The following is a 13,590-nucleotide window of genomic DNA, read 5'->3' on the forward strand; positions in this document are numbered from 1 at the left end:
TGTCGTTCTGCTCGATGGCACCGGCGACCTCGTAGGCCTCCTCGATGGTGTAGGGGGCAATGGTGGCGAAGCTCTGCGCCACGTCCCAGGGGCATCCGGTTTGCGGATCGCGCAGCCGGGCCATGACATCCAACAGGCGGCCGATGGGGCTGGACGCCAGGTCGGATGCCGGGTCGGATGCCGGGTTGGGGGTCGGGTCGGGGGTCGGGGCGGTGGCGGTGGGGCGGTCATCGGGCATGGCCGCAATCTAGCCAAAGCCGACGACCACAGCCAGCACCAAGGGCCATGATTAACCGAGTGCAAAGCATTCTGCGGTACCACTTGCACCATGGCCGCACCCCAAATGCTTGCGGAGCAAGCCCCGGCGGGGACCTTTCACAGCCCCAGATCGCGGGAGTTCTACGACTACTGGCGCCGCCTGGCTCTGAAGCGTGGCGGGGTGCCGCTGCGCGATGACCTGGATCCGGCCGAAATCGCGAGCCTGCTGCCCTTCCTGTTCATCGCCGAGAAGGAGCCCGACAGCGGACGTTTTCATTTCCGCCTCACGGGTACCGGCATCACCGAGATCATGGGCCTGGAACACACCAACCGCTATCTTGACGAGTTGCTGGACGGCGAAGACCTCGAGAATGTGACGGCGATGTTCGACCAGGTCCTGGGCCGACGCGTCTGCATCCGTTCGGTCGAGGGGCTGACCTACGATGATCGCAGCTACGTCCGGGTGGAGATCTTGCGGATGCCGATGTGCGCCGGGGCAGGTGACTGCCGCCTCGTCATCGGCTGCCTCTCGCGGATCGAGAACGATTGCCGGCCCAATTCCATCACCGGGGCGGTGAAGGACAAGCAGGTAATTCACATCGAAAACGACAGACTGCCGCGCACAGCGTTCTGAGGCCAATGCAGCACGGCGCCGGGAAGGGGGGCAGCCCTCAAGGCGCCCCCCTGCCAAGGTTCCACCGAACCGCCGGTCAGCCCGCGGGGCTCACGCAGTAGTTTTCGAAGGTATTGGCCTCGCTCCATTCCTCCACCTCGTCGTGATCGTCGAGGGAGATGGAGAACTGGCAAATGCCTGAGAAGCCGGGCGTATAGCAACCGTTCGGCAGGCCCTGGGTGATCAACACCTGGCCGTTGGCCGGCACATTGGCAATCACCTGAGCGGGCGCAGCGCCGGCGGTCGGAAAGCTCGGCGTCCACTGGAAGCTGCCGCTGTCGCTGCCGCCTGCATTGCGGATCCAGAACTTGATCTGGACCGGAGTACCGCCGGTCGGCTTCTTCACACAGTAGCTGTGCTCGGGAAAGCCCTGCGGCAGACCATGTGGATTGTTGTAGAAGGGAATCACAACTAGGTTCGCCAGCTGGCTCGGCGTGTCCGGTCCGCTCTGCCGGCCGGGCCGCGGCTTTTCGGGGCGCGCCGGTGCCTTGAGGGTGGCCGGCCGGGGCGGCTTCGACGGCTTGACGACCTTCATCTGAGCTGCCGGACGCGCCTGACTGGCGGAATCCTGGGCGAGGCTGTCGCCAGGCAGGGCGGCGGCCAACGTCATTGCGGTGAAAGCCGCCACACTAAGGGAGGTGATCGCTCTGTTGGACATGGTTCTATCCTTTCGGCTGCTCTCCGGCCAGGGCCGGAAGCTGTGGCGTTAACCATCGGTCGCAGCCGCCGCGCCGCAGGTTCAATCGGAAGAGCGGGGCAGGGCGCCGCAAAGGGAGTAGGGGGATGAACGAGGGCAGGGCCGTCAAAGCGGTCATCTTCGATCTCGATGGGACCTTGGTGGACTCGGCACCGGATATCCACCGGGCGGCCGCAACGCTGTTGAGCGAGCGCGGTCACGCAAGCCCCGATCTGGAGACGGTCAAGCGCTTCGTCGGCAACGGTGTCGCTGTCCTGGTCGAACGGCTGCTCGACTGGGCCGGTGAAACGGGCGACGCCGAAGCGCGGGCGGCTGCCACGTCGCGGTTCCACGCGATCTACGGGGCGGCTCCAGCGGTGCTTTCGCAGCCCTTCGACGGTGTCCCAATGACATTGGAGTCGCTGACCGAAGCCGGATACCGTCTTGGCCTTTGCACAAACAAGCCGCTGGCGCCGGCCAGGCAGATGCTCGCCGCGCTTGGCCTGGCCGAACCGATCCGGGCCGTCGTCGGCGGCGACAGCCTGCCGGTCCGCAAACCCGATCCCGAGCCGCTGCTGCATGTGGCCAGGGCGCTGGAGGCGGAGCGCGAACAGGTCGTCTACGTGGGGGACAGCGAGGTGGATGCCGCGGCCGCCCAGGCCGCCGGCATCGCCTTCGCGTTGTTCACGGAGGGTTACCGCAAGACGGCGCCGGACGAAATCCCGCATCACCTGCGCTTTGCGCACTTCGGTGATTTGCAGGGGCTTCTGGAGGGCTTCCGCGGCGCGCGCGCCTAAACTGGCCGCGCACAAAAGAAAGATGCCGGCGCCCTGAAGTCAGGACGCCGGCACCGAACGAAGCCGAGAGAGGGACCGCGGAGTCTAGCCGCGCGGCTGGACGCGCAGCTTGCGGGACTTGATCGGATCCCCGCCAGGGCCGGGCTTGCTCGGCTTCGTCTCAAAGCCGCCGACGCCGTTGATCTTGCCGTCGCCGTCGCAATCGAGCTTCACGTTCAGCTTGGCGGTAAAGGTGTTGTTCTCGTTGCTTTCGGAAACCTGTTTGTTGGCGTCCATAACAACATCGACCGTGTTCATGCCTTCGCGCAGATCCATCTGCCAGGTCTTGAAGGGGCGCCAGCTGTTGGCCGCCAGATAACCCGGCCCGAAGGGATGCACGCCGACCAGCACCTTGTCGCGGTAGACCTTGGTGGTTGATGCGCCGGCGTCACTGTCACCCTGGTTGCCGGGCTGGTAGTCCATCTGGACGAAGCGGCACATGTCCTGATTGGGTCCGGCTTGGGTCTGAATGACGGGACCCATGTCGTCCAGCACGACGACGCCGCCGCCGACCCAGTTCTTGTTGCCGATGTAACCGACAGAGATGGTGATGTCCGGCTTGCCGACCGTCAGACCGCCCGGAGCGTTGAGCTGAGCGCTGGCGCCGCCCGGCAGAGCAAGAGAGAGAGCGGCCACCGCCGCTGCAGCGGCACCGGCAAGCTTTACATTCATACGCATTGTGTTGACCTCACTGATATGGTCGCGCGCCCTGGCGCTGGAATTCAGTGAGGTAGTCGCGGCGATGCCCGAGAAGGTTCAAAACCCGGCCCGGGTCCGCGAGGCTTTGCAGCTGAGAGGCGACTCTCAGACCGCAGGCTCACGCGACAGGGAGGGCCCGGAAGGCGGACAGCGCACACACACCAGGCCCCGCAACCTTCTCTGGATCGCGCATAATGTATACTTCTGGAAGATCAGAGGTCAGTCTGTGCCCGGTCTGTTCCGCCTCCGCAGGGCCGGTGATCACCGAAGCGCCGAGGGCGGCGCAGAAGGCTAGGGCGGCCCCGTTGATCCCCTTGGCCCAATGCAATAGTTCAAGTTTCCGCTGATGGATAAGGCGAGCGCGGTCGGACTTGGCTCGCCAAAGGGCCAGATGCTCTAGCGCGATGTCGGCGGCGGTCCCGGACATGTCCGCAAGCGCCAACATGTTTTCTTCAGTTGGGAATGACCGGCCTCGGATCATCGCGCTCAGAGCAGCGCTCGAAATCTTCATTCGGCGCGCGACTTCGGCGGCGGATCGAATTCTCTGATTATCCATGATCTTTTCGACGTAATCGGCGCAGCTTGGGACGTCTCTCGGGTCCAATGGGGCAGGATTGGCCTCTGGGTAATGGGTTTCGTCCAGGGGGTCCTGGTAGCCGTGAAACCCTTTGTCGATAGTGCTCATGAAGACCTCCACGTCGAATCGGAGGTCATGCTACCAACGGAAATCGGCAATTAACAGTTGCTAAGCCTAAATCGTTAATTAACGATTGACATTCCGCTACATGTGGTGTGCAGTTGCGCCCACGACACCGGATATCGGGCCTCCACCTAGATCTGGTGTCTATGCCTCTCCCCGTAGGCAGCGGTGGCGCTCCGACCCCTGACAGCGCCACCGCCGGGGAGCGGGAAGGGGGTCAGGGGAACGGCAAGGGGCCTTCATGAAACACCGCGAGATTTTCGTTGCCGTCACGGTCACAGCCGGTCCGACCGCGCGTCTCTCGCTTCCGAGTTTTTGCCCGCTGGCGCTGCCCCTGCCAGCGGGATTTTTGGGAGGGGAAGCCGGGGCGTTTTCCGCCCCGGCCCCCGACCTTCTGGCACGGCCCTTGCCCCTCCCAAAAACCCTTGGGGCTCTGCGCGAAGCGCGCCTAACCACCATCGGAGAGAGGTTCTAGTCATGTCCCGTGAAGTCGGAAATTTGGTCTACTTCCCTGCCGACAAAGGCAAGGGTGAGTACTACTTGGGCAAGCTCGACCTGCCCGGCGCGACCGGCAAAATCTGTCTGGTCCCGAATGCCAACAGGCGGTCGGACAACTCCCCCAGTCTGGTCTTAAAGCTTCACGGGGCCGGCGGCTGGGTCGAGTACGGCGCGGCCTGGATCAAGGCGATGCAGACCGGCGAAGACTTCCTGTCGATCACGGTTGATGCGCCGAACATGGACAAGCCGATTTACGTCGCGGCCTTCATGCTCGATGACGATGAGGCCAACGGCGAGAAAGACCACTGGCGCATTGTCTGGGGTAGGCCGCGCGGCGCCAAGACGCAACTCGTCCCCGCTGGCAATGGCATGCCCGATGACGAAATCCCTTTCTAGGTACGAGATCACGCGAGGGCGGGTTGAGAAGCCCGCCCTTGCCTATGCCGATCCGAAGGTCTCCGGCTACCCGCCTTTGCTCGGGCAGCGTTGCAAGCGCTGTAATCGCCTTGGCGGCGGTCTCTACATAAGCCGTGGGCTTCGGAAGTGTGGCGCTTGGCGTGACTGCACCACCTGCGGCCTGCGTGTGCGGCTGTTGTTTAGCCCGCTGCCGGAGGCGGCGCGGGAGTATCTGAAGCGGACGCGCGGCGACTTCGGACATCGCGACGATGATCTGTGCAAGCGCTGAGATCACCAAACGGGGGGATGCTGTAGCACCCCCCTCTACGATGACAGGACTGGCGGACTAATGGACATCGTACACACTGGATTTGACGGGCTCGACGTTGCCTTTCAGGGCGCGCTCCCCGCTTCGGTTCTCGCTGCCCTGGAAGCGGCCAAGGCAGCGGCGCAAGAGGGTAACGCGGATCAGTTGGTCCATCTTGGGCCGGGCAGGGTTGCGATGCACGTCGGCCAGGTCGGGGCGCGCGGCGGCTACATGTATCGCTGCGACACCGGCCCGGACGGTGCGACGTGGTTCTTTAAGCGCGGGCGCGACCCTCAGGACTGGAACCTGAGGGTTTCGTGCAAGTCGATGATGCTTGCCGTTCACGGCTATCAGGGCGCCCGTGATCGTCTTTATGAGACCTTGGAAGGGCTCGGGGCCTCGGTGCTGTCTGAGAGCATCGGGCGGGTTGATTTCTGCGTTGACTTCCATGCGCCGGGGTTCCGGTTGATACCGGAGCAATTCGTCTGCCACTGGCATACGAAGATCAAAGAGCATGGCGGATTGGACCAAAGCGATTTCGGTGTCGTCCGGACAGGCAACCGGATCACGTCCGTTACGATTGGCTGTCTGCCCGGTCGCCAGATCATCGTCTATGACAAGCGGGCAGAGGTGCTGTCGAGGCGTAAGGACCATTGGTGGAAGATTTGGGGGCTCGATAAGGCGGACAGGTCTGCGCGGGTCTGGCGTGTCGAGGTTCGCGCTGGAAAGGATCACCTGAAAGATTGGGGGATCACCACCTGGGAAGATTTGGACGCTTCGATTTGTGACGTGTTCAAGATGGCCCTGCGGCGGGTCCGCTACCTAGACCCCGAAGACCGGGACAGCAATGTTACGCGGCGCGGTCTTCATGCGATCTGGCGACACACCAAGGCTGCTGTTGGTGATGCCCTGGTCGAACACGAAAGTGGACTGTGTCCTGATGAGGCGCGGCGTGTTGTCCGGGGTGTCGCGCGGCGAACCTATGAGGGTCTGTTGTCGGGTATTGCCGTGTCCTATGCCGTCGTGCGGGGGGTCCCCGAACACCGCTTGACCGAAATTGCTGATGACATCGCGGCGCGGATCGTCCGGGACATGCGCGCCGATCTGCCCAAGTTCCTGGGCAAATACCAGCGGGCGCGGGATCGCCTGCATTTCATTGGAGAAGATGATGACCGGAAAGCCGGAGACCCCGCTCTATCATGATGCGCTGGCCCTGCAACAAGACACGGAAGCGTTCATCCACTTCCCGACTGCAAGGCAGTTGTTGGAGGCACCGAAGATGGTTATTCGGCTGGTGCGGCTTTTGACGGTGGTTGCGCGCCGTGTCGAGCTTATCGAAAGGCGAAACAATGGGCAGCGCTGACACGGCGATCGGGTCTTATCCTTGCCTCCGTTGCGGTCGTCCGGTCGCCATGAAGCGCACCGCCAAGGGTGTGCGCGGAAACTGCCGCAAGATCGACGGCGGCTGCACTTACCAGCATGTTTTCGGGTCGAAAGACCCGTTCCCCGAGGCGTGGCCGGAAATGGGCTTGAAGGCGGTAAAGCCGGTAGCGGTTGAACCGCAGCCGAAGGCGGACCCGCACCCGGACCCGAAGCCGCAGCTATCCTCTGAACCCGAACCGGAGACATCGGACAATGGACGAAATGAGCATCCCTTCTGGAACCTCTGAGGAAGTCCCTGGCGCGCACCTTGACGCGATTGAGGTGGCGCCGGAGCCCGGCCAGGAAGAGACCTCACAGCCTCCCGGTGAAGCGTCGGTGCCTGTCACGTCTGACGGTTTCCTGACCTTCGATGCATGGCACGCCGGGTTTTGTCAGGCGTTTGTGTTGTCGGGTACGTTGACCGGTCTTGCCACGCTGCGCGGCGCGCCGGAAGCGCCGACCTCCGAAGAGGCATCCCGTGCGATCTATGACACGGCTTGCGAGACCCCGGCCCTGCATTGGCTGGTGAAGCCGGGCATGAAGTGGTTGCAGCGGGTGACGGTCATTGGTGCCTTTGCGCTGCCGGTTGTGGTCGGGTGTCGCCAGGAGTTGAAGGCGCGACGGCAGCCGCAGGCATCGGGTCCGATTGCGCCGGCTGCCAGTGAGCCTGTACCCGAAGACGGGGCCGCGCTCGCATGAAGGATGCCCAGTGTACTGCGATCTACGGGCGGCGCGGGTCCGGCAAGTCCACCTTGGCAAAGCGGCTGATCGGCAAACATCGGCGGGTGGTGGTCTTCGATCCCATGGGCGAGTATGCGGCCCTGTCGATCTTCCGCCGGGCCGATAGCGTTGAAGAGGTCCGCCGCCTTCTGCGGGCGGGCTGGGCGCGCGGTTTCAAGATTGCCTATGTCCCGCGCGCCGATCACAAGCGAAGCCTTCATATCTTGGCGTGTCTGATCTGGGATGCCCAGGCGCCCTATGATGCGGGTCAGGACACGCGAAAGATTTTGCTGGTGGTTGAGGAAATGAACCTCGGCTATCCCGCTTCCAAGCTTCCCTCTGATCTGTACGGCATGACGCAGGTTGTCTTGCAGGGGCGGCACCGGGGCGTCGGGGTGATCGGCATCACACAACGCCCGGCGCTCGTGTCTCTCGACTTCCGAGGGCAGGTTGCGGAGACCTATGTTTTGCCGCTCTCGGCGGGTCAGGACACGACGGCGGTGACGGACGTCTATGGGCGCGAGCATCAAGCTCAAATCCGGTCTCTGAAACCGCACAACTGGCTGCGATTTCATGATGGGGGCGCCTCGGCAGGGCGCAACCCGAAGCCCAGATAATCGAGTTTCGTTCCCAAATGGCGCGCGGCGGCCCTGGCGGGCTGTCGCGTGTCCGGTGTCGTGTCCTCTTTTGGTTGACGCGTGGGCGCGGGCGCGTCCAGGTCGATGGGATCGAAGCTAAGGGCGGCGCTGTGAAGATCGACACCACTATTGTCATGTCAGGCGTTCTGGCCGGTCTGATCGTCGTCATCCTGAGACGTGTTTTCTTCCCCCAACAGAAGGCAGAACCATGACCATCAATTCCGTTGTCAAGGCCGCCGTCCCGGTGGTCATCGGCGTGTTCCTCGCCGGGCTCCTGATGAACGCTCTTCGCGACAACGATTTCGTGAAGAACGCCATCGACGGTTTCGACGGCTGATCGACCCTCAACGCTAACTCGGAGGGTACGGCCATGCCGAACCGTGAAATTGTCGTCACCAACTCGTTCAATGCGGTTGCGCCAGGCCAAAAGGCCACGCTCGAATTGGCCGTTGGTGATCTGGTCTACTACGACCTGCTGATCCAGTACGGTACGTCCACCGCTGGCGGCCCGACCCGCGCCAACATGGAAGCGGAGATCACGCAGGTTGCCATCAAAATCAATGGCAAGGTGCAGCGGGTCTTTTCGGCGGCGCAGCTCTTCGCGATCCAGGAGGTGAACGGCATCCAAGTTGCCGATGGTTTCCTGCCGATCTTCTTTGCTGAGCCCTGGCGGCGCTCCGTCGCCGGTGAAGAGGTCTTGGCCTGGGGCATGTCTGATGTGGACACCTTCACGGTGGAAATCGACATCGCGCCGGGCGCCACCAATCCGACCTTGGAGGCGCGGGCAACTATCAATCGAGTGGCGCGGCCTCTCGGCCCAATCGTCAAGTGGCGGCGCTTCTCGGTCGATGCATCGGCGGTGGGCATTCGCAACCTGACCACCCTACCGAAGCTGGACGCCTACTTCCGGATGCACGCCTTTACGGCGAACATCGGCAATGTCGAGGTGACGGTGGACCAGCGGGAGCACTGGAACCTTGCCGATGCCCAGGCGCGCACGATCTACGCGAACAATGGCCTGACGGTCCCGGCCTCCATCACGTCGGTGATCTTCGACTACACCCAGCAGGTCTCCAATGCGCTGCCCATGGTGTCAGGCGAGGGAGCGGCGGCCAAAGCGGTTTCCGAGTTCCGCGTCGACTTCGACATCACCGTCGCCGGTGCGTTCACGCTGCTTACGGAGACGCTGGGCGTCCGCGACTAAGGAGGCGCTAGGCCATGGATTTCGATCTTGGGGCGGTGTTCTCCGACCTGTTCGACACCGCAAAGGGGGTGTTCAATCGTGCTGTGGACTTCGAGTTCACGCGTAAGGAGTTGGACATCCAGCGGGAGATAACCGCATTCAACGCGGCCCAGGCCCGCGATGATCTGGCGCGGCGAAACTCCTTCAACACCAACGGCGGGGTGCCCAGCACGTCGGGTGGGATTTCGACCGGCACGGTGGTGGTCATTGCGGCCTTGGGTATCGGCGGTCTGTTGCTCTTGCGGCGGTGAGGTGACGCGTGATTGCGCCCATGCCGCTGCCGCCCAAACCGAAGGGGCCGGACGTGCCGTTTGATCCTCTCTCACTGCTTTCGGCGCCGCCGTCCTTTGCGGGTGGTGATGCAGGTCCGGCCTTCTCGCGTTCGGGCGACATCACCAACATTCAATCGGCGCCTTTCGTGGTGGGTCGGGACGCGGCGGCGGCTGGCGTCACCACCGGCAGCGCGTCTTCTGTTCTCGGTAATCCGCTGTTGCTGGCGGCCATCGTCGGAGGTCTTGGACTGTGGATCATCTTCGCCAGGAAGTGAGCCTCACGGAAACGGTTTGGGATGCCCAGGCCGTGCTCGACCTGTCGGCCCTGAAGGATGATGTGGGGCTTGACTGGTATCGGGGCGAGGTGAAAGCCGGGCGGCTGGCGGTCTATGGCGCGCACCTCGGCCGTCAACGGGTTGGGACGGTTCTCCTGCGGTACGAGCAACTCGACAAGGGGCGCGAAATGGTCATCGTCGCGGCGGCCGGGTACTCCCGCGCCGATCTGGTGGCCTTGTTCTTGCCCAGGCTGGAGACAATCGCGCGGCTCTATGGCTGCCGTTCGGTGCGCTTCCATACGGTGCGCGCGGGGCTGGTCAGGAAGGCGCAGCGGCGCGGCTATGCGCCCGTCGATATCGTCCTGAGGAAGGTGGTCGATGGGCGGTAAATCATCGAGCAAGAGCGAAACCAAGTCGCAACAGACAGACCGCCGTATCGCCGCGACCGATCAGGCCCAGGTCGCGACGGATGGCGGCAACATCACCAACGACATCCTGGTCGAAGACCTTGACGCCGATTTGGCTGAGACCGCTTTTGGCTTCGCTGGCGAGACGGCAGAGGGCGCGTTGTCCGCTGCGACTGAGGCGCTGAAGATCGTCCAGCAAAGCCAGGAAAGCGCCCTGGAGGCGCAGGCGGCGGTGGGCGAGTTGGGCGGCCTGAAGTCGTTTCTCTCGACCGGCACCGCCATAGCCGTCGTTGCCGGTGCCGCATTCGTCCTATCGCGAGGTAAATGAGCATGGCTGGCGCAGAGGTCTACGCAACGTTCCGCTACACGGTTGCCGCCGGGGCATCCGAGACCATTCCCGCTGTCGGCAGCTATGTTGCAATCCTGGACGCCAATCAGACCTTTCATGTGGCGCTGGATGACGACACGCCCCAGGAAATTCAGTCCGGGCTGACCATCCAAATGGAGCCGGGCGAACGGTTCGAGAAGGTCACCATTGACAATTCGCAGAACGGTGCGGACTTGACGGTCTTCCTCGCCATCGGAACCGGCGAGTTGCGGGACGCGCGCTTGTCGCTGTCGGGCGAGGTTCAGTTGGCGACACCCACGGGGCTGATGACCGATCCCGATGTTGCCATGCTGGCGGGTGTGGCTGCGCAGGTGCTTGCCGTGAACAACAGCCGCAAAGAGGCGTTTGTGACCAACCTCGCGAGCAACGCTGTGGCTATCCGCGTCGGTGACAGCAACGTGGGTGCGGCGCGCGGTATCGAGCTTTCGCCGGGTCAGACGGCGGTGCTTTCGACTGAAGCGGCGATCTGGGTCTATTCGCCCAGTGACCAACCTGTCGCCGTTACGGAGATCGAACAGTGAGCGCCATCGTCGGCGGTGGCGGCGGCGCATATCGCTTGCTCGATCAGCGGGAGCTTTCCGGCTCCACCAACGTCGTTGATTTCACCGACCTCCCGATCAGCGTCTATGAACATTTCGAGGTGCGCTTTTCCCGCCTCGTCCCGGTCAGTGACAATGTGGGCTTGTCCATGCGGATGCGCGTGGTGGGCGGCGGGTCCTTCGCCAACGGTGGCTTCGACTATGAATTCACGTCGGCGGCGCACACCTCGGCCAATCCGAACTATAGCGGCGTCGGCAACAATGGCAGCGGCCAGATACAGTTGGCGGGGGCGCTGGGGGCGGCGGCAACGGAGTCGGCCAACGGGATCGTCCGGATTGCGAACCTTGCCAGCACGACAAAGTTCAAGGTCGTCTCCGCCGAGGTCTTCTTTGTCAACGCGTCCGATCAGGCAACGCGCTATGACACGGTGGGTCACTTTCAGGGTTCGGCCGCGGCGGTCGATGCTCTTCGGTTCTTCGCGACATCCGGAAACATGGCGGCGGGCCTCTTCCAACTCTTTGGCGTGAAGGGGCGCTAGCATGCCTTCTCCAAAGGACATCTCCGGGTTTCTTCTGGTCGGTCTGGCCGGTGCCTTCGCGCTGCTGTCGCGGCGCACGCTGGCGGGTGAGGGGCCGCAGTCGCTGGGCGCGGTGGCGACCCTGGCGCAGTTCACGGTGGACCGGCACAAGTTCAACGTCGACCCCAAGATGGCGATCCGGATCGCCTACATTGAAAGCAGCTTCAACCCCTCTGCAATCCGCTACGAGCCCCACCTGGGCGATGCGTCCATAGGGTTGATGCAGACCCTTCTGGGGACCGCGCGCTGGCTCGAAGTGGACATGGGCCACAACTCGCACACGGCCTCTACGACGAGCCTGCTTGATGCCCAGGTGTCGATGTACTTCGGCTGCGCCTATCTCCACTGGCTGCGGCGCTGGCGGGGGTCTACGCGCTCCGACGAGTGGGTGGTGCGCTCCTACAACGGCGGTCCCGGTCACGGCAAGGCGACGGACGACTATTGGCGCAAGTACCGCGAGGCCAGGGAGAAACTCGGCTGATGCCTGTCTTGATCCCCATCGCTGTTATCGCCGGTGGCGTCTGGCTGATCGGCCAAGGTCTGAAGGCTGCGGGCGAAGGCGTCGAAGACACGGGCGACGGCGCCCTGAAGATCGCCGGGGCTGCGGCCATTGGCGTCGGGGCCTGGATCGCCGTTAGGAGGCTCGGGTGATCAACGTTCTTAGTTTCATTGCCGAGCTAGGCATGCTGGCGGTCTTGCTGGGGGTGTTCTACCGCATCGGCAAGATCGAAAGCGCCATTGAGAGTATCCAGTCTCGTGTAGAGGCGCTGGAGCGCTGGCGCGAGATTTTCCACCCCAACATCAAAGTGTGAGGTGATCCATGTTCGACTACCTTCGAAAGCGTCTCAAAGAGCCTTCCACCTATCTCGGTCTTGGTGCGCTGACCCTGGGCGCGGGTGAGCTGTTCAAGATCAAGGAAGCCGGCGACATCGCCGGTGCGATCGGTGCGGCGGGGGAGGCCGTGACACAAGGGGGCGAGGGCGGCCTGGTGACGGGCCTTGCCCTGCTGGTGTCGGGCATCGCCGGGGCCTTCCTGAAGGAAGGGCGCTAGGCCGATGACCGGCACGTCTCCGCTCTTGCCGGGTGGGTTCAAGCGTTCGGCGTGGCCGGACCTGACCCCGGCGGATCGTGCCGTCTTCCTGCAGGAGGTCGTGTTGCTGACCGGCTACCAGGTGCTGGGCAACGTCAACTATGACAGCAGCCTTGAGCCGATGCTCTACGACCCCGCGGGCGACCGGCTGGTGTCGATCTCCGGTGACGAAATCCCGGCGAACCCCATTGAGGTGGACATCACAAAGGGGTTCTTCACTGAAGGGCGCAGCGGCGAAGACATCGTGGCCGTGGCCGTCTTGTTGGCGCTGGTCTTCGGCGTCCTGATCTTTTCCAGCAGACGATAGGAGGTTGCTATGCCTGTAGGGCGCAAGCGCAATGGCCAACTGAAAAAGGGCTACCGTTTCGTGAAGGGCGGCGGTGGCCGGGTGGTGAAGGCCAAGAGCGCCAAACGCACCACCCGCAAGCGGCGCAGCACGCGCCGCCGGAGGCGCTGACATGGCCGGGCGCAGGAAGGCGCAGGCGCGCGGGCCGGGTGGCCGCTTCGTGAAGGCAGATCCGGCATCGTCAAAAAAGGCGGTTCTGGCCGAGAAGCCGAGGCGCCGCCGGATCAATGGCCGGATGGTGATCGGTCGCTAGGGCGGTCCTGCAGCCAGGCACGCTCTGTCTGCTCGCGGATTTTGATCTGCTTCTCGATAGCGGTTGCCAGATGATGCATGCTCGCTTCCCTGAGGCGGTCCGCTGTGTCCTTCAGCCATGCGATAAGGAGCCCCTGAAACGCGCGGCCAAGGTCTAGGGCGATGCCGAGGGCGAAGATCAGGGGCAAGGCGAGGAAGGCGGCCACTGGAATCAGCCTTGCCCGTGCCCAGGCTAAAATCTCTTCTTTGGTCAATAAAAAGCCCCTTCAAGCTGCAAACGGACACACGAGGTCAGACAGACCTCAGGTTTCTTTCCGCTCAGCAGCCCGTGAAGGGGCTGAATTGGCTACCAACAATGTCTCACCCGGAAATGGGCG

26 protein-coding genes and 1 pseudogene are annotated in these 13,590 nt (G+C 63.3%); 22 read left to right on the plus strand and 5 right to left on the minus strand.

Annotated features, from left to right (window positions below; genetic code table 11):
• Positions 1–238 (minus strand): annotated as a pseudogene (locus tag Q0982_RS09465) (hypothetical protein); the annotation flags it as partial.
• A gap of 90 nt (positions 239–328) precedes the next feature.
• Between Q0982_RS09465 and Q0982_RS09470 the strand changes: the two are divergent.
• Positions 329–892, plus strand: coding sequence for a PAS domain-containing protein (locus tag Q0982_RS09470; protein WP_299394603.1), 564 nt, complete (start codon positions 329–331; stop codon positions 890–892).
• A 76-nt stretch (positions 893–968) separates the two neighbouring features.
• Here the strand turns inward: Q0982_RS09470 and Q0982_RS09475 are convergent, their stop codons facing one another.
• Positions 969–1,589, minus strand: a complete 621-nt coding sequence (locus Q0982_RS09475; protein WP_299394604.1) for a hypothetical protein — start codon at positions 1,587–1,589, stop codon at positions 969–971.
• Positions 1,590–1,714: 125 nt separating this feature from the next.
• Here Q0982_RS09475 and gph point away from each other — a divergent pair, with 125 nt between their 5' ends.
• The gene (gph, locus tag Q0982_RS09480; protein WP_299394607.1) at positions 1,715–2,404 is read left to right on the plus strand and encodes a phosphoglycolate phosphatase; all 690 of its coding nucleotides are present in this window, start codon (positions 1,715–1,717) and stop codon (positions 2,402–2,404) included.
• A gap of 84 nt (positions 2,405–2,488) precedes the next feature.
• Here the strand turns inward: gph and Q0982_RS09485 are convergent, their stop codons facing one another.
• Positions 2,489–3,121 carry a CARDB domain-containing protein gene (locus Q0982_RS09485; RefSeq protein WP_299394609.1) on the minus strand — a complete coding sequence of 211 codons (633 nt, stop codon included), beginning with the start codon at positions 3,119–3,121 and terminating at the stop codon, positions 2,489–2,491.
• 139 nt (positions 3,122–3,260) lie between these two features.
• Positions 3,261–3,827 (minus strand): hypothetical protein, encoded by a 567-nt coding sequence (locus Q0982_RS09490; protein WP_299394611.1) that lies wholly within the window; start codon positions 3,825–3,827, stop codon positions 3,261–3,263.
• A gap of 492 nt (positions 3,828–4,319) precedes the next feature.
• Here Q0982_RS09490 and Q0982_RS09495 point away from each other — a divergent pair, with 492 nt between their 5' ends.
• From Q0982_RS09495 to Q0982_RS09590, 20 genes are all read left to right on the plus strand, one after another.
• The gene (locus Q0982_RS09495; protein ID WP_299394613.1) at positions 4,320–4,736 is read left to right on the plus strand and encodes a DUF736 domain-containing protein; all 417 of its coding nucleotides are present in this window, start codon (positions 4,320–4,322) and stop codon (positions 4,734–4,736) included.
• A gap of 349 nt (positions 4,737–5,085) precedes the next feature.
• Positions 5,086–6,246 (plus strand): hypothetical protein, encoded by a 1,161-nt coding sequence (locus Q0982_RS09500; RefSeq protein WP_299394615.1) that lies wholly within the window; start codon positions 5,086–5,088, stop codon positions 6,244–6,246.
• Positions 6,209–6,406: a hypothetical protein gene (locus Q0982_RS09505; RefSeq protein ID WP_299394618.1), complete on the plus strand. Its 198-nt coding sequence runs from the start codon at positions 6,209–6,211 to the stop codon at positions 6,404–6,406. The genes Q0982_RS09500 and Q0982_RS09505 overlap by 38 nt, the downstream gene beginning before the upstream one ends.
• A gap of 49 nt (positions 6,407–6,455) precedes the next feature.
• Positions 6,456–6,713: a hypothetical protein gene (locus Q0982_RS09510; protein ID WP_299394620.1), complete on the plus strand. Its 258-nt coding sequence runs from the start codon at positions 6,456–6,458 to the stop codon at positions 6,711–6,713.
• A complete protein-coding gene (locus Q0982_RS09515) occupies positions 6,679–7,164 on the plus strand; it encodes a hypothetical protein (protein ID WP_299394623.1) in 486 nt (161 codons plus the stop codon). Before Q0982_RS09510 ends, Q0982_RS09515 begins: the two co-directional genes overlap by 35 nt.
• The gene (locus Q0982_RS09520; RefSeq protein WP_299394625.1) at positions 7,161–7,802 is read left to right on the plus strand and encodes a DUF87 domain-containing protein; all 642 of its coding nucleotides are present in this window, start codon (positions 7,161–7,163) and stop codon (positions 7,800–7,802) included. The genes Q0982_RS09515 and Q0982_RS09520 overlap by 4 nt, the downstream gene beginning before the upstream one ends.
• 229 nt (positions 7,803–8,031) lie before the next feature.
• Positions 8,032–8,160: a hypothetical protein gene (locus Q0982_RS09525; protein ID WP_299394627.1), complete on the plus strand. Its 129-nt coding sequence runs from the start codon at positions 8,032–8,034 to the stop codon at positions 8,158–8,160.
• Positions 8,161–8,193: 33 nt separating this feature from the next.
• Positions 8,194–9,027, plus strand: a complete 834-nt coding sequence (locus Q0982_RS09530; protein ID WP_299394630.1) for a major capsid protein P2 — start codon at positions 8,194–8,196, stop codon at positions 9,025–9,027.
• A gap of 14 nt (positions 9,028–9,041) precedes the next feature.
• On the plus strand, positions 9,042–9,317 hold the full coding sequence (locus Q0982_RS09535) for a hypothetical protein (protein WP_299394631.1): 276 nt from the start codon (positions 9,042–9,044) through the stop codon (positions 9,315–9,317).
• Between the two features lie 20 nt (positions 9,318–9,337).
• Entirely contained in the window at positions 9,338–9,613 is a 276-nt protein-coding gene (locus Q0982_RS09540) for a hypothetical protein (RefSeq protein ID WP_299394633.1), read from the plus strand.
• Complete coding sequence (locus Q0982_RS09545) at positions 9,589–10,002, plus strand: hypothetical protein (protein WP_299394634.1); 414 nt, start codon at positions 9,589–9,591, stop codon at positions 10,000–10,002. Before Q0982_RS09540 ends, Q0982_RS09545 begins: the two co-directional genes overlap by 25 nt.
• The gene (locus Q0982_RS09550; RefSeq protein WP_299394637.1) at positions 9,992–10,348 is read left to right on the plus strand and encodes a hypothetical protein; all 357 of its coding nucleotides are present in this window, start codon (positions 9,992–9,994) and stop codon (positions 10,346–10,348) included. The genes Q0982_RS09545 and Q0982_RS09550 overlap by 11 nt, the downstream gene beginning before the upstream one ends.
• 2 nt (positions 10,349–10,350) lie before the next feature.
• The gene (locus Q0982_RS09555; RefSeq protein ID WP_299394639.1) at positions 10,351–10,929 is read left to right on the plus strand and encodes a hypothetical protein; all 579 of its coding nucleotides are present in this window, start codon (positions 10,351–10,353) and stop codon (positions 10,927–10,929) included.
• A complete protein-coding gene (locus Q0982_RS09560) occupies positions 10,926–11,486 on the plus strand; it encodes a hypothetical protein (protein ID WP_299394642.1) in 561 nt (186 codons plus the stop codon). The genes Q0982_RS09555 and Q0982_RS09560 overlap by 4 nt, the downstream gene beginning before the upstream one ends.
• Position 11,487: 1 nt before the next feature.
• On the plus strand, positions 11,488–12,006 hold the full coding sequence (locus tag Q0982_RS09565) for a lytic transglycosylase domain-containing protein (protein WP_299394644.1): 519 nt from the start codon (positions 11,488–11,490) through the stop codon (positions 12,004–12,006).
• A complete protein-coding gene (locus Q0982_RS09570) occupies positions 12,006–12,176 on the plus strand; it encodes a hypothetical protein (RefSeq protein ID WP_299394647.1) in 171 nt (56 codons plus the stop codon). The genes Q0982_RS09565 and Q0982_RS09570 overlap by 1 nt, the downstream gene beginning before the upstream one ends.
• Complete coding sequence (locus tag Q0982_RS09575) at positions 12,173–12,337, plus strand: hypothetical protein (protein ID WP_299394649.1); 165 nt, start codon at positions 12,173–12,175, stop codon at positions 12,335–12,337. Before Q0982_RS09570 ends, Q0982_RS09575 begins: the two co-directional genes overlap by 4 nt.
• An 8-nt stretch (positions 12,338–12,345) precedes the next feature.
• Positions 12,346–12,576, plus strand: coding sequence for a hypothetical protein (locus Q0982_RS09580; protein ID WP_299394652.1), 231 nt, complete (start codon positions 12,346–12,348; stop codon positions 12,574–12,576).
• 4 nt (positions 12,577–12,580) lie between these two features.
• Entirely contained in the window at positions 12,581–12,922 is a 342-nt protein-coding gene (locus tag Q0982_RS09585; RefSeq protein WP_299394653.1) for a hypothetical protein, read from the plus strand.
• A gap of 9 nt (positions 12,923–12,931) precedes the next feature.
• The gene (locus Q0982_RS09590) at positions 12,932–13,072 is read left to right on the plus strand and encodes a hypothetical protein (protein WP_299394655.1); all 141 of its coding nucleotides are present in this window, start codon (positions 12,932–12,934) and stop codon (positions 13,070–13,072) included.
• Positions 13,073–13,185: 113 nt separating this feature from the next.
• Here Q0982_RS09590 and Q0982_RS09595 read toward each other — a convergent pair whose 3' ends face one another.
• Complete coding sequence (locus Q0982_RS09595; RefSeq protein WP_299394657.1) at positions 13,186–13,467, minus strand: hypothetical protein; 282 nt, start codon at positions 13,465–13,467, stop codon at positions 13,186–13,188.
• Positions 13,468–13,590 lie beyond the last annotated feature (123 nt).

The organism is Pelagibius sp., from assembly GCF_028281305.1.
Taxonomy (GTDB): Bacteria; Pseudomonadota; Alphaproteobacteria; order Kiloniellales; family Kiloniellaceae; genus Pelagibius.